Source organism: Microbacterium sp. NPDC056057 (assembly GCF_042266945.1).
GTDB lineage: Bacteria > Actinomycetota > Actinomycetes > Actinomycetales > Microbacteriaceae > Microbacterium > Microbacterium trichothecenolyticum_C.
On sequence record NZ_JBHJWS010000003.1, the window covers coordinates 795,347 to 815,415 of the forward strand.

Sequence of the window (20,069 nt, forward strand, 5' to 3'; positions counted from 1 at the left end):
CGTCCACGCTAGAGGTCGAGACGCATGAGCACGCGGGGAAACCCCGACAGCACCGACTCGGTGTCGGCCGCCTTCACGAAGCCGGCCGACTCGAACAGGCGGCGCGTGCCGACGTACGCCATCGTGAGGTCGACCCTGTCGCCGCCGTTGTCGACCGGGTAGCCCTCGATGGCGGGTGCGCCCTGATCCCGCGCGAAGTCGACGGCGCCGTCGACGAGCGCGTGCATGACGCCCTTCTTGCGATGCCCCGGCCGCACACGGAAGCACCAGAGCGACCACACGTCCTGCTCGTCGACGTGCGGGATCTTGCGGAACGTCGCGAAGTGCGTCCGCGTGCGTGGCGCGACCGCCGCCCACCCGACGACGTCGTCGCCGTCGTAGGCGAGCACGCCGATGGGACCCTCCTCGTCGATGAGTCGTCGCACTCGCTCGCCGCGCTCCGGACCCTTGAGGGCGAGGTTCTCCTTCGACGGGATGCGGTAGCTCAGGCAGAAGCACACGTTGGACGCCGGATTCTTCGGGCCCACCATGGTCGCGACGTCGTCGTACACGTCGGCGGGTCTCACCTCGATCGTCATGCCCCACACTCTGCCCGCAGCATCCGACATCGTCCAGGCGGTGTCGATCGCGCGACGGCACGCCGCATAGGGTGTGAGCATGCCCACCCCGGACTTCATCCTCGAGCTGCGTGAGAAGGTCGGCACCCACCCGCTGCCCCTGGTCGGCGTGACGGCCGTGGTCGTCCGCGACGGTCGGGTGCGCCTCGGCCGCCGCAGCGACAACGGTCACCTCACGCCCATCACCGGCATCGTGGATCCCGGCGAGGAGCCGGCCGACGCCGCCGTGCGCGAGACCCTCGAGGAGGCCGGTGCGGTCTGCCGCGCCGAACGGCTCGCGTGGGTGCACCAGATCCCACGGGTCACATACGAGAACGGCGACCAGAGCGACTATCTCGATCTGACGTTCCGCTGCGCGTGGGTGTCGGGCGACCCCTACCCCGCCGACGGCGAGATGACCGAGGTCGGCTGGTTCGACCTCGCGGACCTTCCCGACGAGGTCGGCCCCGATATGCGTCGGCGCATCGCGGCGGCGCTCGTCACCGACGGCGACGCACGGTTCGAGGGCGGGCGCTGACTCTCGACCCTCGGCTCACCCGTCGACGTGGACAAGGTCGAAGCCGCGGGCGCGGAGGTCGTCCACGGCGTCGAGCGCGCCGGGGCAGGTTCCGCCCTCGGGGTGGTTCATGTGCGCGAGCACGATGCCTCCCGCCTCCAGACGCCCGAACTCGTGACGGACGCTCGCCGACGAGAACGTCGCGCCGCCGTCGCCGTTGACCGTGAAGCCGATGGGCGTCTCGCCGAGGTCGCGGACGATCTGCGCCGCGATCTCGTCGTAGTGCGCGGTGCCGGCGCGGAAGAACCGCGGTGCCGCACCGGTGAGCGCGGTGAGCCGTTCATGGTTGCCCCACACTTCGTCGACCGCCGCCTGCGACGAGGCCGTTCCCGGGATGCCGTAGGCCGCGCGCCCGCTCACCGAGAGAGGCACGTGCGCGGTGCCGTGGTTGCCGAGCACGAACAGCGGGTCCGCGGCGAGCTCGGCAACCAGCTGCGGGTTGGCGTCGATCCACCGGCTGTTCAGGAACAGGGTCGCCTTGACCTGACGTGATCGCAGGCCTGCGATCAGCTCCGCGTCGAACGCGCCCCCGCCGCCCCCGCCGCAGGCGTCGAAGGTGAGTGCGGCCCGAGGAGCGCCGCTCGGACTCGTCGGCTGCACGAGCGCCGCCCGAACTCCGGAGACATCCGTCCCCCACTGCGTCGGCACAGCGCCGGCGTAGCGCGCGGCGATGGCGACGCGATCAGGCGCGGGTGTGGGCGTCGGTGCGGGTGTGGGCGTCGGTGTGGGTGTCGGTGTCGCCGTGGGCGTCGGTGTCGGGTGGACGGCCGGAGCGGTGGTCGGCTGCGGGCGCACCGACGGCGTACGCCGCGCGACAACGGCGATCCGTTCGGGCGCGCAGGCGGCGAGGGCGGACACCCCGGCCACCGCGGCGGCGAGCAGCACCGCTCTGCGCCCTACGGCAGAGTTCCCATCCACGCGACGACCCCCGGACACTCTTGTCCGCCACCCCCAGTGGCCGGCTCAGCATAGCGGCAGCAACGCCGGCGGGCGGAGGGAAGCGCCGCACGAGCGCCTGCTCAGTCGCCGCGCAGCACCCGGAGCGCGTGCGCGAGGTCGGCCGGATATTCCGACCTGAAGGTGACCCAGTCCCCGGTCGCGGGATGCGCGAACGAGAGCTCGTGGGCGTGCAGCCACTGGCGCGTGAGGCCCAGTCGCGCCGACATCGTCGGGTCGGCGCCGTAGAGCGGATCGCCGACGCACGGGTGCCGGTGCGCTGCCATGTGCACGCGGATCTGGTGGGTGCGCCCCGTCTCGAGGTGGATCTCCAGGAGCGAAGCGCCCGGAAACGCCTCGAGGGTCTCGTAGTGCGTGACGGAGTCCTTGCCGTCGGGGGTCACCGCGAACTTCCACGAGTGCGACGGATGCCGCCCGATCGGTGCGTCGATGGTGCCGGCGAGCGGGTCGGGATGCCCCTGTACGACGGCGTGATAGATCTTCTCGACCTCGCGCTCCTTGAACGCGCGCTTGAGCGCGACGTACGCCTGCTCCGTCTTGGCGACGACCATGAGACCGCTCGTGCCGACGTCGAGTCGGTGCACGACACCCTGACGCTCGGCGGCGCCCGTCGTCGCGATGCGGTAGCCGCCGGCGGCGAGGGCGCCGAGCACCGTCGGACCCTCCCACCCGAGGGAGGGATGCGCCGCGACACCCGATGGCTTGTCGACCACGACGATGTCGTCGTCGTCGTACACGATGCCGAGGTCGGGCACCTCCACGGGCACGACCCGCGGCTCCTCCTTCGGCGCCCACGACACATCGAGCCAGGCGCCGCCGCGCAGCTTGTCGGACTTCGCGAGCGTGCGCCCGTCCATCGTCACGCCGCCGGCCTCGGCGACCTCCGCCGCGAAGGTGCGCGAGAAGCCGAGCATCTTGGCGAGCGCCGCGTCGACGCGGGCGCCGTCGAGGCCGTCGGGAACGGGAAGGCTGCGGGAGTCCACGTCAGAGCTGGGCGCCGGACTCGGGCCGCTTGGGGTCGTGGCCGGCCTCGTGCTCGGCCTCGTACTCCTCCGCCTCGCGCTCGGCCTCTTCCTCGACCTCGTGCTGCTCGGCCTCGCTCAGCGGGGGCAGGCCGCGCTCGGCGGCCGGGATGCCCGCGTCGGGGTCGGCGACGGGGAACTCGTCGCCGAAACCCTCCACGGTGCCGCCGGAGGCGAACTGGTCGCCCTCGGCGCCGAGGAGCGTCTCGTCGTTCTCGGCCTCTTCCTCGTTCTTGCGGTCGTGGTCGCGCGTACCGTCCATGTGAACCCCCACGAGTACCAGGAGTGCGATCGCGATCATGTCGCACACGATGAAGATGTCGGCGACGTTGTAGATCGCCGGGGACATGCCGGGGAAGAACCACATCCACGGCGTGTTGATGAAGTCCACGACGTGCCCGACGCCGAAGCCGGGGTCGCGGAAGAGCCGGTCGGTGAGATTGCCCAGGACGCCGCCGAGGAGGAGTCCGAGGGCCACCGCCCAGAGGCGCGAGCGCACCCGCGTCGCGGCGAGCCACCCGATGACGACGGCGACGACGGCCAGCGCGATCGTGAAGATCCACGTGACCTCCTCGCCGAGCGAGAACGCGGCGCCGGGGTTGCGGGTCAGGTAGAAGCTCAGGAAGTCGCCGAGGACCTCGACCGGCTCCTGGTACGGCAGGTTCTCGAGCGCAAGGTACTTCGCCAACTGGTCGGCGGCCAGCACCAGCACCGCGAGAACCGCGATGATGGTGCCGGCCGCCGCCTGACGAAGGGGTGGTCGGCGCGACAAGGCCTAGAGGCCCAGCGCGGAGACCGGCTGAGCGCCGGACGCCGTCGCCGTGGTCTCGAGGTCGCGCAGCTTGCCCTCGATGTAGCTGCGCAGCTGTGCGCGGTAGTCGCGCTCGAAGTTGCGGAGCTCGGAGATGCGACCCTCGAGGGTGGTGCGCTCGCGCTCGAGCTTCGAGAGCTCCTCGCGACCGCGGGTCTCGGCCTCGGACACGATCGACGCGGCCTGCGACTTGGCGTCGGAGATGAGCTGGTCGCGCTGCGCGATGCCCTCGGCGACGTGCTCGTCGTGCAGGCGCTGCGCCAGCTCGATGATGCCGGCACTCGCTGCGGGAGCGGCGCCACCGACGGCGGGGGCGGGCTCGGCGACAGGCGCCGGGGCGGGAGCCGGTGCAGGCGCGGCAGCACCCGACTCGTACGCCGCCAGCTTGGCCTTCAGCTCCTCGTTCTCGGTGAGAGCCTTGCGCCACTCCACGACGATCTCGTCGAGGAAATCGTCCACCTCATCCGGGTCGAAACCCTCCTTGAAGCGGACGTGCTGGAACTGCTTGGTGACGACGTCATCGGGGGACAATGCCATGGTGATTCCTCTTTCGAGCGTCTGGTCGCTGGCCGATGTCGGGGCGGCCGCCGGCTGGCGGCCGTTCGTATCAGCAAAGCATAGTCATCGGTTCTGAGAGTGTCGAAGCCGGCGACCGGGTCGGAGCGAGTCGGTTCAGCCCGCGATGGTGCGGGTGATGCTGAGCAGGATGAAGCACAGCAGCATCGTCAGCGCGAACCCGAAGTCGATCGCGATCGCACCCACGCGCAGCGGCGGGATGAAGCGGCGGAACAGCCTGATCGGCGGGTCGGTGACGGTGTAGATGATCTCCGCGGCGACGAGACCCGCGCCCCGCGGGCGCCACTCCCGGTTGAAGAACGGGATCCAGTCCAGGACCAGCCGCGAGAGCAACACGAAGACATAGAGCAGCAGCGCGAGGTTGAGGATCGCTGCGATGAGTTGGACGACTGCCACGTAGCCAGATTACGGCTGCGCGAACGGAACCGACTCCGGATCCGCCTGCGCGACCGCTCCGTCGCCTGACACGGCGACGTTCTCGGGCGAGAGCAGGAACACCTTGCTGGTGACCCGCTCGATGCGTCCGTAGAGGCCGAGCGACAGGCCGCTCGCGAAGTCGATGAGGCGACGCGCGTCGGCGTCGCTCATCTGCGAGAGGTTGATGATGACGGGGATGCCGTCGCGGAAGTTCTCGGCGATGACCTGGGCATCGCGGTACTGCTTGGGGTGCACCGTGAGGATCTCGTTGATCGCCGCGGGCGTCGGCTGGCGCACGACCGCGGGACGGTGGATCGGCGTCACGGGAGCAGCCGGCTTCTCGACGACCTGCTCGGACTTGCGAGCACGCGGCTGAGGGGCCGGCTCTTCGTAGACCTCTTCCTCGTCGGCGAGGCCGAGGTACACCATGGTCTTCTTGAGCGGGTTCGACATCTGATCCTCCGTAGTGCTCATCTGTTCCGAGGTTAACCGCGTTCTGGTCTGGGTCCGGTGATTGCCGAACCGATGCGTAGGTGTGTCGCGCCGGCCGCGATGGCCTCGGCGAAGTCCGCCGTCATGCCGGCGGAGATCCAATCGGCATCGGGGACGACGCCGCGCACGACGGCCGCGAGGCGGTTCAGCCGCTCGAACGCCGGCGCAGGCGGCTCGTCCAGCGGCGCGACCGCCATCACCCCGCGCACGCGCAGCGACGGCAGCGCGGCGGTGTGGGCGGCGAGGGCCTCGAGGTCGGCCGGGGCGACGCCGCCCCGGCCGGGGTCGTCGGTGAGATTGACCTGCAGCAGCACGTCGAGGACGGCGTCGCCCGGCTCGCCGGCGGCGTCGAGCGCGTCGGCGAGACGCGTGCGGTCGAGTGAATGGACGGCGGATGCCGCAGCCCGGATCGCACGCGCCTTGTTGGTCTGCGCCTGCCCGATGAAGTGCCACCGCAGGCCGGCGAGGTCTCCGACCTCGACCGACTTGCGGCTGAACTCCTGCTGCCGGTTCTCCCCCACGTCGCGCACGCCGAGCTGGTACAGCTCCTCGACGAGGGACGCCGGATGGAACTTCGTCACGACGATGCGCGTGAGCTCGGACGGATCGCGGCGCGCCGCGCGCGCAGCATCCGCGATGCGCTCATCGATCGCCGCGAGGCGACCGGCGAGATCGCCCACTTACTTGAGGAAGTCGGGGATGTCGAGGTCGTCGTCGCCGAAAGCGGTGTCGTAGGACGACTCCGTGACGGCGCCGGCTGCGACGGGAACCTGGGGCGTCTGCGTCTCGACGACGTCACGGTCCTTCGCGGCCTCGTCGGCGGACGTCACGGGCAGCGCGGGGGTCGAGACGACGCGCGTTGCCGTGATCGGCTCGATGCGGGCCTGCGGCTCGCCGCCGTCGAAGCCCGCGGCGATGACGGTGACGCGCACCTCGTCGCCGAGGGTGTCGTCGATGACCGTTCCGAAGATGATGTTCGCCTCGGGGTGCGCGGCCTCCTTGACCAGCTGCGCCGCGTCGTTGATCTCGAAGATGCCGAGGTTCGAGCCGCCCTGGATCGACAGCAGCACACCGTGCGCGCCCTCGATCGAGGCCTCGAGCAGGGGCGATTCGACGGCGAGCTCGGCGGCCTTGATGGCGCGATCCGCCCCCCGCGCCGAGCCGATGCCCATGAGAGCCGACCCCGCTCCCTGCATGACCGACTTGACGTCGGCGAAGTCGAGGTTGATGAGACCGGGGGTGGTGATGAGGTCGGTGATGCCCTGCACACCGGCGAGGAGCACCTGGTCGGCGGTGGCGAACGCCTCGATCATCGAGATGCCGCGGTCGCTGATCTCGAGGAGGCGATCGTTCGGCACCACGATGAGGGTGTCGACCTCTTCCTTCAGGCGTGCGACGCCCGACTCGGCCTGCTGCTGGCGGCGACGGCCCTCGAAGGAGAAGGGCTTCGTCACGACACCGATCGTGAGTGCTCCTATCGACTTCGCGATCTTCGCGACCACCGGGGCACCGCCGGTGCCGGTGCCGCCGCCCTCGCCCGCGGTGACGAAGACCATGTCCGCGCCGCGCAGCGCCTCCTCGATCTCCTCCGCGTGGTCCTCGGCGGCACGGCGCCCCACCTCGGGGTCGGCGCCTGCGCCGAGCCCTCGGGTCAGCTCGCGCCCGACGTCCAGCTTGACGTCGGCGTCGCTCATGAGCAGCGCCTGGGCATCGGTGTTGATGGCGATGAACTCGACGCCCCGCAGGCCGAGCTCGATCATGCGGTTGACCGCGTTCACTCCGCCGCCGCCGACGCCGACCACCTTGATGACGGCGAGGTAGTTCTGGTTCTGGCTCATGCCGGCCTCCGTAGCCCTGGACCTGTCTAAACCTTCAACCTCTAGTAGAGGTATAAAGAATTGCCCGGTATGCAATTCCTTTGTCACGAAAGTAGGCCGATGCCGCGCGCGTGCTCGGATCGAGTCGGCGTGTCGCGCCATCTGGTACTCGAAGTCGCGTCGGAGGGCCCCGCGGGTCAGCGGACGACGACGGCGTCCGGCGACGAGACGTCGTACGAGAACACGTCGGCGGGCGGGCGCGCCGCCATGATCTTGTTCAGGGCGAGGGCCTTCTTCGCCGAATCCTCCGCACTCCCCCACACCACCTGCGTGTTCGTCCCACCGAGCTCGAGCGTGACGTCGTCGGGGGTGGAAGCGGTGACCGCCGTCACTTGCGCGCGGATCTCCTCCGGCAGCGACCGCATCACCTGACCGACCGCGGCGAACGCGTCGGAGTCCACGCCGCCCGTGATCGTGAGCACGGGGGTGCCGGCACTCGGGGTCGCGGTCGTCGACAGCGCGACGCCGGCCGCGTCGACGAGGGTGTAGCCCGCACGCGTCTCGATGAGGCCGATCGGCGTGCGCTCGACGATCCGAACCACGAGCTCATGCGGCGGGCGCGCCTCGAGGGCGTAGGTCTCGATGAGGGGGAATGCGACGAGCTCGGCCTTGATGGCACTCTCGTCGACCAGTGGCAGCGGCTTGCCGAGCTGACCCGACAGCGCAGCGGCGACATCGCCCGCGGCGAGCTGCTGTGCCCCGACCACCGAGATCTTCTCCACCCCGAACAGCGGACTGTACGCGGCGCCGAGCGTGCCGAGTGCCAGGAGGAGGACGGATGCTGCCGCACCGAACCACACCGCGCGCCGGCGTCGCTGGCGCACGGTGAAGCGGCGGATCTCGGCGCGCAGCGCCTTGCGCCGGGCGCGGGCGGCCTTCCACACTTCGCGGAAGCCCACCTGCGCAGCATCCGCGCTCTCCGCCGTCGTCGCGTCGGGGTCGGGCTTCGCGTCGGGCAACGGCGTCGGCGACGCCAGCGGGATGACGGGGGCCGTCGGGTTCTCGTCGGGGGTCGGCTCGACCGGCTCCGGCACCCGAGCCGGAGCCTCGTCGCGGGCGGGGCGTGCAGCGCGCGCCGGCGCGGCCTTCTCCGCCGTGCCGCGCGAGGCGACCGGCGGCTGCGGCAACGGCGACGGGCGGCGCATGCGGCTGCTACTTCCCCGCGTCCTCGCGGGCGAGGGCCTCGAGGACCTGCGGGATGATGAGGTACACGTTGCCGCAGCCGAGCGTGATGACATAGTCGCCGTCGCGGGCGACCGAGGCCGTGTAGTCGGCGGCCTCCTGCCAGTCGGGAACGTAGTGCACGTGCGACGGGTCGGCGAAGGCGCCGCTCACGAGCTCGCCGGTGACTCCGGGCACCGGGTCCTCCCGGGCGCCGTAGACGTCGAGCATGACGGTGTGGTCGGCGTAGGTCTCCAGCACCTCGGCGAATTCGCGGTACATCTCCTGCGTGCGCGAGTAGGTGTGCGGCTGCTGGATCGCGATGAGGCGTCCGTCGCCCACGACCGACCGCGCGGCGGCGAGGGCGGCGGCGACCTCGGTCGGGTGGTGCGCGTAGTCGTCGAAGACGCTGACGCCGCGCTCGACGCCGTGCAGCTCGAAGCGGCGGACCGTGCCGGCGAAGCCCTCGATCGCGCGGACCGCTGGTTCGAGGTCGTGGCCGAGCGTGAGGAGCACGGCGACCGCGCCGGCCGCGTTGATCGCGTTGTGGGCGCCGGGAACAGGCAGCTGCGCGTCGACGGTGACCCCGTCGTGCGTGACGCGGAACGAGACGGGGCCGTCGGTGACGATGTCGCTCACGCGCACCGTCGCGTCTGCGGCCTCGCCGAAGGTGACGACGTGCGGGTGGGTGAGCTGTGCGGCGACGAGCTGCGCACCCGCGTCGTCGGACGAGATGACGACCGCCTCGCGCGCCTCGTTCGCGAACCGGGCGAACGCGGCGTAGAACGCCTCGCGCGTGCCCCAGTGGTCGAGGTGATCCGGGTCGACGTTGGTGATGAGCGCGATCGACGTGTCGTAGAGCAGGAACGTGCCGTCCGACTCGTCGGCCTCGATGACGAAGAGCTCGTCCGAGCCGCTTCCGCTCGACACGCCGAGCTGCGCGATGACGCCGCCGTTGACGAAGGTCGGCTGCACGCCGAGGTCGCGCAGCGCCGTCACGATCATGCCCGTCGACGTGGTCTTGCCGTGCGCGCCGGCGACCGAGACGAGCCGGCGTCCGCCGATCAGCCAGTACAGCGCCTGCGACCGGTGGATGACGTGGAGCCCGCGCTCCTTGGCGAGCACGAACTCGGGATTCTCGGGCCAGATCGCGCCGGTGTGGACGACCGTGTCGACGTCGGCGGCGAGGTTGGACGCGTCGTGCCCGACGTAGACGGCGGCGCCGAGCTCGGCGAGCTCGCGCAGCGCCTTGCTGTCGGCGCGGTCGGATCCCGAGACGCGGATCCCGCGCTCGAGATACATGCGGGCGAGTCCCGACATGCCGGATCCGCCGATTCCGATGAAGTGGGCGGCGGTGATGTCGTCGGGAATGGGAAGACTGAGATCGGGTCTGATCATGACCGCTCAAGTCTAAGTTGGCGGGCGGATGCTGCGGCCCCGGCGCGCTGGGGCCGCTGGGCGCGGAGCACCGCTTTGTGTTGACACATTGATACAGATGACGACACAATCGAAGTCATGGCCGGAGAGTTCGAGATGTCGTTCGAAGCATTCAATGCCGTCCTGCTCGCGGTGTTCGCCGGAGTGCCGATCGTGATGCTGTTCGTCGTCCGCCGCGATTCCTGGGGCACCACCATGGTCTACCGGATGTCGGTACGCGCGAAGCTCCCCATCGAGTCGTGGGACATGTGGCGCAGCATCCGTGATCGGTCGCGTGCACTGGTCGGCGCGAACATGTGGGGCCTGCTGGTGAGCGTCGCCCTCATGGCTGCCCTGCTCGTCTGGACGCCCCTCGGGTCGTCGCCGTTCGCCCTGTGGATCCTGACGCTCACGCTCGTCATCGGCGTCCTCGGCGTCGCGTCGGCGATCGTCGGCGTTCGCGAGCGCCTCTTCTCGCCGGCGCCGACGGCCGTGCGTATCGCGCGTCCTTCGGCATTGGCGACCCGCGACTACCTTCCGGGGTGGGCCTCGCAGCTCCCGCGGTGGTTGCTCGGCGCAGGAGCCGCAGGCGGCGCGGTCGTCACCGCGGTCTCGCTCACCGGCGCGATCTCCCCCACCACCGCCGTGACGACGGTCGTCGCTCTGGCCTTCGCACTGGTCGTCGCCGTCGTCTGCCGCGTGGCGGAGCGGCGTGTGCTGGCGCAGCCCCAGCCGGCGACGAACACGCTCGAGCTCGGCTGGGACGACCTCTTCCGTGCGGACGCGCTGGGCGCGTTGCGGATGAGCGCGGCGATGGCGGCGTGGCTCCCGCTGGGGCTCGCGATGTGCGCACTGTTCCTCGCCGCGCTCGGCTTCGCCGACCCCGGCGTGTCGCGGGTGTTGCAGACGTTCCCCTGGTTCGGCATCCCGTTCATCCAGGTCGTCTACACGCTCGCCTCGGGAAGGCTGCCCGCGAGGCTGTATCCGGAGCATCTTCGCGGTGCGCCCGAACCCGTGCCCGCGTCCACGGGAGGAGCACCCGCATGATCGTCATCGACCCGTCCTCCGCCGTCCCGCCGTTCGAGCAGCTGCGGACCGGCCTCGTCGACGCGGTCGCGTCCGGCGAGCTCGCCGCGGGCGCGCGACTGCCCACGGTGCGCCGCCTCGCCGAGGACCTGGGTGTCGCGCCCGGCACGGTCGCCCGCGCGTACCGCGAGCTCGAGGCATCCGGAATCATCGAGACGCGGGGTCGCAACGGCACGTTCGTCGCCTTCGACGCCGACCCCGCCCGTCAGCAGCTGCAGCGCGCCGCCGCGGCGTTCGCCGCACAGGTGCGGGACCTGCACCTCGACGCCGAGGAGGCCCTCGCCATCGTCACCGCCGCGCTGCGGTCCCCCGGTGCGCCCGCGGGAGCCTGATCACAGCTTCGTGCTGCTGCACTCCCCCAGCTGTGTCATCGACAGGGCGTCGGGGCACTCGTCGAGCCACCAGCCTTCGCCGTAGCGATCCTTCGTCATGTCGGTGTAGATCTCCCAGCCGCCGCCCGGAACGACGCGATAGTACGCCGTGAACGGGTCGCCCTCCGTGGTCGGTCGGGTCACCGCCAGCTCCGCGCCGGCGAGCGTCGCCTCCTCGAGGCACGCGATGTCGCCGGTCGGGATCTCCTCGCCCTGATCGAGTGCGACGGCGCCGCACGACGGCAGCTCCTCGCGATCGAGGAACGCTGCCGGGGTCGGCCCGCCCTGCGGCTCGCCCGGACCGAAGGTGACGCAGGCGCTCAGCGCGAGCGCGCTGACGCCCGCCAACAGCACCGCCGTCGCGCCCCTCGTCGCACTCGCCATCGGTCCCCCGGTCCCCTGCGGTCGTGTGAGATCGTCTCAGGCGCGCAGCGCGTCATCGATCATCGCGACGACGTTCTCGGTGCCGGTGCGGGTGCCGACGGATGCCGCGCCCGCCGCCATCGCCGCGCGGCGGGTCTCGTCGGTCAGGAGCGGCATGATCTCCGACCGCACGCGGTCGCCCGTGAACTCGGCATCCGGGATCAGGATCGCCGCGCCGGCACGGACCGCAGAGGAGGCGTTCAGCGCCTGCTCGCCGTTGCCCACGGCATAGGGAACGTAGGCGGTCGGGATGCCCAGAGCGCTGATCTCGCTCACGGTGGCCGAGCCGGCACGCGACACGATGAAGTCTGCCAGGGCGAACGCGAGGTCCATGCGGTCGACGTAGCGGCGCACGGCGTACCCGGGCGCGTCGGGATCGACGAGCTCGGAGCGCTCGCCGGTGACGTGGAGCAGCTGCCACCCGGCGTCGACGACCGCACGCCAGCCCTCGTCGTGACCTTCACCGAAGGCGGCGTTCAGGCGCTGGGCGCCGAGCGAGCCGCCGAAGACGAGGAGGACCGGCTTCGCCGGATCGAGTCCGAAGTACGCAGCGGCCTCCTCGCGGAGCGCGGCGCGGTCGAGCGCCACGATCTCGCGGCGCAGCGGCATCCCCACAACCTTCGAGCGCTTGAGCGGCGTCCCCTCGAACGCGACACCCACGCCGGCCGCCCGACGGGCGCCGAGCACGTTCGCGAGTCCCGGGCGGGCGTTGGCCTCGTGCACGACGAACGGCACGTTCTCGCGCCGGGCCGCGACGTACGCCGGGGCCGAGGCATAGCCGCCGAAGCCGACGAGGACGTCGACGCCGCGCTGCGCGATGTGCGCCCGCACCTGTGAGATCGCGCGGGGAAAGCGCGCCGGGAACGCAGCGGCCGCCTTGTTCGGGCGCCGAGGGAACGGCACCTTGTCGACGAACAGCAGCTCGTAGCCGCGCTCGGGCACGAGCCGCGCTTCGAGGCCTTCGCGGGTGCCGAGCACGAGCACCTCTGCCTCGGGGTCGCGGGCGCGCAGCGCGTCGGCGACAGCCAGGAGCGGGTTGACGTGTCCGGCGGTGCCGCCGCCGGCAAGGAGGTACGTCGTCACTCCCCGAGCCTATCCGGCTCGGCGCGACCCCTCCGGCTCTCAGCGGACGGCGTGGAGCTTCGCCCGCTCCCGCGCCGCGCGTGCCGAGGCGATCGCGGCCTCACGTCGCGCGACGGAGGCCGGCAGCGATCGCGCGAACGCGAGCAGCACGCCGCACGCCAGCAGCACCGAGAGCAGGGAGGTGCCGCCCTGCGACATGAACGGCAGCGGCACACCGAGCACCGGGAACACGCGCAGCACGACGCCGATGTTGATGAGCGCCTGCCCGACGATCCACACGGTGATGCCGCCCGCAGCGATGCGCACGAACGGGTCGTCGGTCTTGCGGATGACGTGGAACGCGCCCACCGCGAAGAGCGCGAAGAGCGCCAGCACGACCGCGCAGCCGATGAGGCCGAGCTCCTCGCCGACGATCGCGAAGATGTAGTCGTTCGCGGCGGCGGGGAGCCAGTCGTACTTCTCCCGTGAGTTGCCGAGGCCGAGACCGAAGACCCCGCCGCTGGCGAGGCCCCAGATCCCGTGCAGCGGCTGGTAGCAGTCGTTGAAGTAGTCGTCGAGGCAGTTCGGGTTGAGGAAGCTCATGAACCGGCGCATGCGGTCGGGGCTCGTCACGGCGAGGAACGCCACCGCGCCGGCCGCAGCGATCGCAGGCAGGACGAAGATGCGCAGCTTGACGCCCGAGAAGAAGAGGGCGCCCAGCACGATGAGCACGAGGATCATCGCCGTGCCGAGGTCGTCGCCGGCGAGCACCGTCGCGATCGCGAGGCCCGCCACGGGAACGAGCGGGATGAACACGTGCTGCCACTTCGTGAGCAGCGTGCGCTTGCGGAAGAGGACGTACGCCACCCACAGCGCCAGACCGAGCTTCAGGAACTCCGACGGCTGGGCCTGGAAACCCGCGATCGTGATCCAGTTGCGGTTTCCGTCGGCACCGTGGCCCAGGGGCGTGAACACCAGGAGCTGGAAAGCGACGCCGAAGATGAGGGCGGGCCACGCCATCTTCTTCCAGAACGTCACCGGCAGGCGGCTCGCGATGAACATCAACGGGATGCCGATCACCGCGAACACCACCTGCTTGAGCACCATCTCCCACGGCGCCTCGCCGGCGGCCGTCGCCGTCGCGGAGGTCGCCGAGAGCACCATGACGAGCCCGAAGACCGTCAGGAGCAGCGTCGTGGAGGCGATGAGGAGGAACTCGCTCGGCACCGGGGCGAACACCCGGCCGAGCGACACGCGAGCGGCGAGGCCGCGTCGCGCGGGCTTGTCAGCCTCGGTCTTCGTCGTCACCGAGGTCGTCGGAGCGGGGCGCGTCGTCCGGGCCCGCGGCGGCTGCGTCGTGGTCACCCGGCCCCTCCGTTCCGATCCGATCCCTCACCGCCGCAGCGAATCTGCGGCCGCGGTCCGCGTAGGACGCGAACTGGTCGAAGGATGCGGCAGCGGGAGCGAGAAGAACAACGTCCCCGTCACGCGCCACCCCTGCCGCCAGTTCGACGACCTGCGCCATGACCACTTCAGTCTCATCGGCGTCCACCTCGAACACGGGCACCGTCGGCGCGTGTCGCTCGAACGCGGCGACCACCGCGGCGCGGTCGAGGCCGATCACGATCGCGGCCTTCGCGGTCGCTCCGCGTCCGGCGACGAGCTCGGAGATGTCGACGCCCTTGAGCAGTCCCCCGACGACCCACACGGCGCCGGGGTACGCCGCGAGCGACGACGCCGCGGCGTGGGGGTTGGTGGCCTTGGAGTCGTCGACCCACGTGACGCCCTCGTGGCGCGCGACGACCTCGATGCGGTGCGGATCCAGGCGGAAGCCGCGCAGGGCTTCCCGGATCGCCGTAGGCGCGACATCCAGCGACCGTGCGAGCGCTGCCGCTGCCAGGATGTTCGCGACGATGTGCGGCGCGGCCAGCCCGAGGGAGGCGAGCTCCTCGACCGTCGTGAGCTCCAGGGCGCTCTTGTGCCGGTCCTCGAGGAACGCGCGGTCGACGACGATCCCCTCGACGACGCCGAGGTCGCTCGGGCCCGGTACACCCAGGTCGAAGCCGATGGCGCGGGCGCCCTCGACGACCTCGGCGTCCTCGACCATCGCCTGGGTCGCAGCATCCGCCTTGTTGTAGACGCAGGCGACGCGGGTGTTGTCGTACACGTGCGCCTTGGCGGCGCGGTACTCGTCGAACGAGCCGTGCCACTCGAGGTGGTCGTCGGCGAGGTTCAGGCAAACGGCCGCGTGCGGTGACAGCGGGTCGGGCGAGTCCTGCAGCCCGAGGTACCAGAGCTGATGGCTCGACAGCTCGACCACGAGCGCGTCGAACCCTTCAGGATCGCGCACCGCGTCGAGCACGGGCGTGCCGATGTTGCCGACCGGCGCGGCGCGCAGACCGCCGGCGACGAGCATCGTCGCCGTGAGTCTCGTGGTCGTGGTCTTGCCGTTGGTGCCGGTGATGAGGATCCAGTCGGCGGGCGTGCCGTCGGCCCTGACCACCTTGTCGCGTACGCGCCACGCGAGCTCGACGTCGCCCCACAGGGCGATGTCGTTCTCCTGCGCCCATGCGATGAGCGGATGCCTCGGCGCGAACCCCGGCGACGCCACGACGACCTCGGGCGCGAACTCGACGAGCTCGGCCGGAACCGACTCCAGCGAGCCGGTCCAGAGGCGTGCGCCGATGACGGGCAAGAGGCGCGCGTACTCCTCGTCGGCCTTCTCAGTCACGACGAGCACGTCCGCGCCGAGCTCGGTGAGGGTGTCGGCGACGGAGAAGCCGGTGACCGACAGGCCGAGCACGGCGACCCGCAGGCCCTTCCAATCGGCGTTCCAGCTGGTGAGGGTGCGCAGGCGTTCCGAGGTCATGTGCGAGAGAGCCATTCGACGTAGAAGAATCCGACGCCCGACACCGCCAGGAGGCCGGCGATGATCCACATGCGCACGACGATCGTGACCTCCGACCAGCCCCGCAGCTCGAGGTGGTGGTGGAACGGGCTCATGAGGAACAGCCGTTTGCCGCGCGTGATCTTGAAGTAGAGGCGCTGCAGGATCACCGAGCCGGGGCCGATGATGAAGACGCCGGCGACCAGCACGGCGAGCAGCTCGGTGCGGGTGAGGATCGCCATCGCGGCGATGACGCCGCCGATCGCCATCGATCCCACGTCGCCCATGAAGACCTTGGCCTTGGGGGCGTTCCACCAGAGGAATCCGACGAGCGCGCCGACGAAGGACGCCGAGATGATCGCGAGGTCGAACGGGTCGCGCGTCGGGTAGCACGCGGCCTTCGCCGCGGCCGACAGGGCGTCGCCGCCCCAGCACGCCTGGTTGAACTGCCAGAACGCGATGAGGCTGTACGCGCCGACGACGAAGATCGCCGCGCCCGCGGCCATGCCGTCGAGGCCGTCGGTCACATTCGTGCTGTTGGAGAAGGCGACGCCGATGAACGTGATCCACGCGAGGTAGAGGATCCAGCCGACGATGAGCCCGAGGGTCATGAAGCCCAGGGCCGGCACGTCGCGGAACACCGAGATGAAAGGGGACGCCGGCGTCTGGTCGAACTGGTTGGGGAAGTTCAGCGCGACGATGCCGAACGGCACCGTGACGGCGACCTGACCGGCGACCTTGCGCCAGCCGCTCAGGCCCATGAACTTCTGCTGGCGCACCTTCATGTAGTCGTCGATGAAGCCGACCGCACCGAGGCCGACCATCATCCAGATCACGAGCAGGCCCGATACGGTCGGCGGGTTGTTGCCGACGTAGCACCCGACCAGGTAGCCGACGATCGTGCCGACGATGAAGATCGTGCCGCCCATCGTGGGCGTGCCGCGCTTGGTCTGGTGGTTGGGGTTGCGGATGTCTTCCGGCGTCCGGATCACCTGGCCCCAGCCCCACTTGCGGAACAGCCGCAGGAACACGGGGGTGAGGAAGAGGGTGAATGCCAGCGAGATCGCCGCCGCAGTAAGGAGTGATCTCACGAGAACGATTCTCCCAGACGATCGCCGAGGAACCGGAGCCCGGCGGAGTTCGACGACTTCACCAGCACGCGGTCGCCGTCGCGCAGCTCACCCTGCAGGTACTCGAACGCCTCGTCGGCGGTCGAGAAGAAGACCGCCTCGTTGTCCCACGAGCCCTGCGCGACGGCCTCGAGGAACATGCGGCGCGCCGGGTCACCCACGACGACGATGCGCTGGATGCCGAGCCTCACGGCGAGCAGGCCGACCCGGTCGTGCTCCTCCTCGGCGTACTCGCCGAGCTCGCTCATCGCGCCGAGCACAGCGACGGTGCGCTCACCGGGGCCGGTGATCTGCGCGAGCGTGCGCAGGGCCGCGGCCATCGAGTCGGGGCTCGCGTTGTACGCGTCGTTGATGATGCGCACGCGCTCCGACCCGAGGGGCTGCATGCGCCAGCGCTCGGCGATCTCGGCGGTCTCCAGGCGCGCGACGGCGTCGGCGAGCGAGACCCCCAAGGTCGTCGCGGCGGCGATCGCCGCCAGTGCGTTCATGACGTGGTGCTCGCCCAGCACCCGCAGGCGCAGCGGCAGCGAGACGCCGTCGGCGGTCACGGTGAACGAGGTTCCGGATGCCGTGACCACGACGTCGTCCGCACGCACATCGGCGGCGGCGGGCCCCCGACCGAACCAGCGCACGCTCGCGCCCTGCTCGGCGGCGATCGGCGCCATGGCGGCGACGCGCGCATCGTCGGCGTTCAGCACCGCCACTCCCCCGGCGCTCAGCGCGCGCACGAGCTCCGACTTCGCGTGGAAGGTCGCCTCGATCCCGCCGAAGCCGCCCGCGTGCGCCATGCCGACCATCAGCACGACGCCGACATCGGGGTCGACGAGTCCCGCAAGGCGGGCGATCTCCCCCGGCGCGCTCGCGCCGAACTCGCTGACGAGGTACTTGGTGGTGCCGGTGACGCGCAGCATCGTGAGCGGTGCGCCGACCTCGTTGTTGAACGACGCCTTCGGCGAGACGGTCTCGCCCTCACCCTCCAGGATGCGGGCGAGCAGGTTCTTCGTCGTCGTCTTGCCGTTCGACCCGGTGATGCCGACGACACGCAGGTCACCAGCATCCCGAACCGTCTTGACGACCTCGCGCGCGAGGGCCGCGATGGCCTCCACGACGTCGGCCACGACGATCTGGGTGAGGGATGCCTCGACCCGCCGCTCGACGAGGGCCAGGGCGGCGCCCTTCTCGACGGCGGCGCCGACGAACAGGTGCCCGTCGGTCTCTTCGCCCGGCTTGGCGACGAAGACGCCGCCGGGCTCGATGAGACGGGAGTCGGTGTCGACGGCCCCCGACACGACGGTGTCGAGGGTGTCGCCGTTCTCGAGGTGCACTTCGCCCGAAACGGCATGGGCGATCTGGGCGATGTTGAGCGCGATCATGTGGGGAACTCCGGAAGCTCGGGACACTACCCGAACTTGGGCAGCAGCTCCGGCGACGTCGTCGAGGGCATGACGCGGTAGGTCTTGAGAACCTGGGTCATGGCCTTCTGGAACGCGGTCGCGTTGGCCGCAGACGATGTTACCTTCGTCGGCTCGTCGAGCGTGACGACGACCACGTACTCGGGGTCGTCGGCGGGGGCGAATCCGACCATCGTCGTGTAGTACACACCGGCCTTGTAATTGCCCTGGCCGTCGCTCTTCTCACCGGTGCCCGTCTTCCCGCCGAGGCGGTAGCCCGGGATCGCGACCGTCTTGGCGTAGGGCGCCTGCAGGAACACGTTCTCGAGCATCTCGCGCATCTCGGCGGAGGTGCCCTCGCTGATGACCCGTTCCGGCTCCGCCACCTCGGGCTCGACGACGGTGCCGTCGGCCTTCGTGCACGACTCGATGATCTGCAGCGGCATCTTGACGCCGCCGTTCACGATCGCGCCGTACGCGCGGGCGAGCTCGGGCATGGTCGTCGTGACGCCCTGGCCGAACGAGGTGTTGAGAGTGGTCTGCGCGCCCCACTGGTCCGCGGGGTAGATGAGACCCTGGCCCTCACCGGGGTACCCGGAGGCCGTGCTGTCGCCGATGCCGAACCGCTTGAAGTAGTCGTAGCGCGTCTGCTTGTCGACCTTCTGGCTGAACTTCGAGATGCCCGCGTTCGATGAGTCGATCAGCACGCCGGTGAGGGTGTAGGTGTTCGCCGGGTGCTGGAAGGAGTCGCGCACGCGCGCGCCCCCGTCGAAGTTCTCGAGGCTCGAGGCCACGACGGTGGAGTTCGGGGTCTGGCCCCCGGCGTCGATGACCGTTGCCGCTGTCAGGCCCTTGAACGTCGACCCCGGCTCGAACGTGCCGAGGAAGATGCTGCTCGTGCGGTCCTTCACCTCGGCGGCTTCGAAGTCGTTGGGGTCGACGGTCGGATACTCGGCCGCCGCACGGACCTTGCCCGTCTTCACCTCGTAGACGAGGATCGCGCCGCGCTGCGCGGCCATCGTCTGCGTCTGCTCGGCGATGAGCTGCTGCATGTACCACTGCAGATCGCGGTCGATCGTCAGCTGCAGCGTGCCACCGTCCGTCGCGGGTGTCTCCTGCTCGGTACCCGGGATGACGACCCCGTCCTTGCCCTTCTCGTACGTCCGCGTGCCGTCGGTCGCCGCGAGGCAGGCGTTCTGCGACCGCTCGAGGCTCTCGAGCGGCGTGCCGTCGGAGCCGACGAAGCCGATCAGGTTGCCGGCGACCGCACCGTCGGGGTACGTGCGCGCAGGGTGCGAGACGCACGCGATGTAGGGCGTCTTGAGGTCGGCCAGGGCGCGGAACTGCTCGGTCGAGACCCCCTTCTTGAGCACCGCGTACTGCGAGTTCGGGTCCTCCGCGAGAGCGGTGCCGACGATCGCACGGACCTCTTCGGGCGTCTGGCCGGTGATCTCCGCGACGTCGTCGGACACGTCCGCCCACAGCCGGTCGTCCGACTTCTTCTCGAGGACCTGCTCGTCGATCTGGGTGATGAGCAGCGGAGACAGCTGGCAGTCGTAGCGAAGGATGCTGCCCGCCAGGGTCTGCCCGTTCGTGTCGACGATCGAGCCCCGCGTGCCGTAGAGCGTCTCTTTGCCGGCGAACGCGACGTCGAGCGAGTCCTTGATGTGGTCGTCGGCGTTCACGACCTGGATGTCGACGAGGCGGACGATGAATCCCGCGAGCACCGCGAGGACGACTGCCAGGGCCACGACGGTTCGGCGGCGGGGGCTTCTCGTGCTTCGTGTCGTCATCTGCGTCTCGTGCTCTGCGCCTCG

General features: G+C 70.5%; 21 protein-coding genes. 3 read left to right on the top strand and 18 right to left on the bottom strand.

Translation table 11 applies throughout. The features are described 5' to 3' along the window. Window positions 1-8: 8 nt before the first annotated feature. On the bottom strand, window positions 9-578 hold the full coding sequence (locus tag ACFC1K_RS15695; RefSeq protein ID WP_375872418.1) for a GNAT family N-acetyltransferase: 570 nt from the start codon (window positions 576-578) through the stop codon (window positions 9-11). A gap of 79 nt (window positions 579-657) precedes the next feature. On the opposite strand from ACFC1K_RS15695, the gene ACFC1K_RS15700 reads away from it, so the two are divergent. Further along, complete coding sequence (locus ACFC1K_RS15700) at window positions 658-1,134, top strand: NUDIX domain-containing protein (protein ID WP_375872299.1); 477 nt, start codon at window positions 658-660, stop codon at window positions 1,132-1,134. 15 nt (window positions 1,135-1,149) lie between these two features. Here the strand turns inward: ACFC1K_RS15700 and ACFC1K_RS15705 are convergent, their stop codons facing one another. From ACFC1K_RS15705 to murC, 10 genes are all read right to left on the bottom strand, one after another. Then, window positions 1,150-2,091, bottom strand: a complete 942-nt coding sequence (locus tag ACFC1K_RS15705; protein ID WP_375872300.1) for a polysaccharide deacetylase family protein — start codon at window positions 2,089-2,091, stop codon at window positions 1,150-1,152. Between the two features lie 101 nt (window positions 2,092-2,192). Beyond that, window positions 2,193-3,113, bottom strand: a complete 921-nt coding sequence (locus tag ACFC1K_RS15710) for an RluA family pseudouridine synthase (protein ID WP_310290339.1) — start codon at window positions 3,111-3,113, stop codon at window positions 2,193-2,195. 1 nt (window position 3,114) lies between these two features. Continuing rightward, entirely contained in the window at window positions 3,115-3,924 is an 810-nt protein-coding gene (gene lspA / locus ACFC1K_RS15715; protein WP_375872301.1) for a signal peptidase II, read from the bottom strand. Between the two features lie 3 nt (window positions 3,925-3,927). Next, complete coding sequence (locus ACFC1K_RS15720; RefSeq protein ID WP_310290338.1) at window positions 3,928-4,500, bottom strand: DivIVA domain-containing protein; 573 nt, start codon at window positions 4,498-4,500, stop codon at window positions 3,928-3,930. A 135-nt stretch (window positions 4,501-4,635) separates the two neighbouring features. Then, entirely contained in the window at window positions 4,636-4,935 is a 300-nt protein-coding gene (locus ACFC1K_RS15725) for a YggT family protein (protein WP_056367105.1), read from the bottom strand. Between the two features lie 9 nt (window positions 4,936-4,944). Further along, window positions 4,945-5,409, bottom strand: a complete 465-nt coding sequence (locus tag ACFC1K_RS15730) for a cell division protein SepF (RefSeq protein ID WP_310291761.1) — start codon at window positions 5,407-5,409, stop codon at window positions 4,945-4,947. A 32-nt stretch (window positions 5,410-5,441) separates the two neighbouring features. Next, window positions 5,442-6,128, bottom strand: a complete 687-nt coding sequence (locus tag ACFC1K_RS15735) for a YggS family pyridoxal phosphate-dependent enzyme (RefSeq protein ID WP_375872302.1) — start codon at window positions 6,126-6,128, stop codon at window positions 5,442-5,444. Next, window positions 6,129-7,286: a cell division protein FtsZ gene (gene ftsZ, locus ACFC1K_RS15740; RefSeq protein WP_375872303.1), complete on the bottom strand. Its 1,158-nt coding sequence runs from the start codon at window positions 7,284-7,286 to the stop codon at window positions 6,129-6,131. A gap of 176 nt (window positions 7,287-7,462) precedes the next feature. Beyond that, a complete protein-coding gene (locus ACFC1K_RS15745; protein WP_375872304.1) occupies window positions 7,463-8,470 on the bottom strand; it encodes an FtsQ-type POTRA domain-containing protein in 1,008 nt (335 codons plus the stop codon). Between the two features lie 7 nt (window positions 8,471-8,477). Continuing rightward, window positions 8,478-9,884, bottom strand: coding sequence for a UDP-N-acetylmuramate--L-alanine ligase (gene murC / locus ACFC1K_RS15750; RefSeq protein ID WP_375872305.1), 1,407 nt, complete (start codon window positions 9,882-9,884; stop codon window positions 8,478-8,480). Window positions 9,885-10,001: 117 nt separating this feature from the next. On the opposite strand from murC, the gene ACFC1K_RS15755 reads away from it, so the two are divergent. Together ACFC1K_RS15755 and ACFC1K_RS15760 are read left to right on the top strand one after the other, a co-directional pair. Continuing rightward, window positions 10,002-10,949, top strand: coding sequence for a hypothetical protein (locus ACFC1K_RS15755; protein WP_375872306.1), 948 nt, complete (start codon window positions 10,002-10,004; stop codon window positions 10,947-10,949). Further along, window positions 10,946-11,320 carry a GntR family transcriptional regulator gene (locus ACFC1K_RS15760; protein ID WP_375872307.1) on the top strand — a complete coding sequence of 125 codons (375 nt, stop codon included), beginning with the start codon at window positions 10,946-10,948 and terminating at the stop codon, window positions 11,318-11,320. The genes ACFC1K_RS15755 and ACFC1K_RS15760 overlap by 4 nt, the downstream gene beginning before the upstream one ends. Here the strand turns inward: ACFC1K_RS15760 and ACFC1K_RS15765 are convergent, their stop codons facing one another. The 7 genes from ACFC1K_RS15765 to ACFC1K_RS15795 are packed head-to-tail and all read right to left on the bottom strand — an operon-like array spanning window position 11,321 to window position 20,045. After that, window positions 11,321-11,743, bottom strand: coding sequence for a hypothetical protein (locus ACFC1K_RS15765; protein ID WP_375872308.1), 423 nt, complete (start codon window positions 11,741-11,743; stop codon window positions 11,321-11,323). 36 nt (window positions 11,744-11,779) lie between these two features. Next, entirely contained in the window at window positions 11,780-12,865 is a 1,086-nt protein-coding gene (locus ACFC1K_RS15770; RefSeq protein ID WP_375872309.1) for a glycosyltransferase, read from the bottom strand. Between the two features lie 39 nt (window positions 12,866-12,904). Beyond that, window positions 12,905-14,209, bottom strand: a complete 1,305-nt coding sequence (gene ftsW / locus ACFC1K_RS15775; protein ID WP_375872310.1) for a putative lipid II flippase FtsW — start codon at window positions 14,207-14,209, stop codon at window positions 12,905-12,907. Then, on the bottom strand, window positions 14,130-15,713 hold the full coding sequence (gene murD, locus ACFC1K_RS15780; protein WP_375872311.1) for a UDP-N-acetylmuramoyl-L-alanine--D-glutamate ligase: 1,584 nt from the start codon (window positions 15,711-15,713) through the stop codon (window positions 14,130-14,132). The genes ftsW and murD overlap by 80 nt, the downstream gene beginning before the upstream one ends. Continuing rightward, entirely contained in the window at window positions 15,710-16,822 is a 1,113-nt protein-coding gene (gene mraY / locus ACFC1K_RS15785; RefSeq protein WP_056367096.1) for a phospho-N-acetylmuramoyl-pentapeptide-transferase, read from the bottom strand. Before mraY ends, murD begins: the two co-directional genes overlap by 4 nt. Then, window positions 16,819-18,234 (bottom strand): UDP-N-acetylmuramoyl-tripeptide--D-alanyl-D-alanine ligase, encoded by a 1,416-nt coding sequence (murF, locus tag ACFC1K_RS15790; RefSeq protein ID WP_375872312.1) that lies wholly within the window; start codon window positions 18,232-18,234, stop codon window positions 16,819-16,821. The genes mraY and murF overlap by 4 nt, the downstream gene beginning before the upstream one ends. 26 nt (window positions 18,235-18,260) lie before the next feature. Beyond that, complete coding sequence (locus tag ACFC1K_RS15795) at window positions 18,261-20,045, bottom strand: peptidoglycan D,D-transpeptidase FtsI family protein (RefSeq protein WP_375872313.1); 1,785 nt, start codon at window positions 20,043-20,045, stop codon at window positions 18,261-18,263. Window positions 20,046-20,069: the final 24 nt, after the last annotated feature.

Excerpts from the sequence above, each read along its gene's own strand:
- ACFC1K_RS15695 (WP_375872418.1), bottom strand. The coding sequence starts at position 578 with ATGACGATCGAGGTGAGACCCGCCGACGTGTACGACGACGTCGCGACC.
- ACFC1K_RS15700 (WP_375872299.1), top strand. The coding sequence starts at position 658 with ATGCCCACCCCGGACTTCATCCTCGAGCTGCGTGAGAAGGTCGGCACC.
- ACFC1K_RS15720 (WP_310290338.1), bottom strand. The coding sequence starts at position 4,500 with ATGGCATTGTCCCCCGATGACGTCGTCACCAAGCAGTTCCAGCACGTC.
- ACFC1K_RS15730 (WP_310291761.1), bottom strand. The coding sequence starts at position 5,409 with ATGTCGAACCCGCTCAAGAAGACCATGGTGTACCTCGGCCTCGCCGAC.
- ftsZ (WP_375872303.1), bottom strand. The coding sequence starts at position 7,286 with ATGAGCCAGAACCAGAACTACCTCGCCGTCATCAAGGTGGTCGGCGTC.
- ACFC1K_RS15745 (WP_375872304.1), bottom strand. The coding sequence starts at position 8,470 with ATGCGCCGCCCGTCGCCGTTGCCGCAGCCGCCGGTCGCCTCGCGCGGC.
- murC (WP_375872305.1), bottom strand. The coding sequence starts at position 9,884 with ATGATCAGACCCGATCTCAGTCTTCCCATTCCCGACGACATCACCGCC.
- ACFC1K_RS15755 (WP_375872306.1), top strand. The coding sequence starts at position 10,002 with ATGGCCGGAGAGTTCGAGATGTCGTTCGAAGCATTCAATGCCGTCCTG.
- ACFC1K_RS15760 (WP_375872307.1), top strand. The coding sequence starts at position 10,946 with ATGATCGTCATCGACCCGTCCTCCGCCGTCCCGCCGTTCGAGCAGCTG.
- ACFC1K_RS15765 (WP_375872308.1), bottom strand. The coding sequence starts at position 11,743 with ATGGCGAGTGCGACGAGGGGCGCGACGGCGGTGCTGTTGGCGGGCGTC.
- murD (WP_375872311.1), bottom strand. The coding sequence starts at position 15,713 with ATGACCTCGGAACGCCTGCGCACCCTCACCAGCTGGAACGCCGATTGG.
- murF (WP_375872312.1), bottom strand. The coding sequence starts at position 18,234 with ATGATCGCGCTCAACATCGCCCAGATCGCCCATGCCGTTTCGGGCGAA.
- ACFC1K_RS15795 (WP_375872313.1), bottom strand. The coding sequence starts at position 20,045 with ATGACGACACGAAGCACGAGAAGCCCCCGCCGCCGAACCGTCGTGGCC.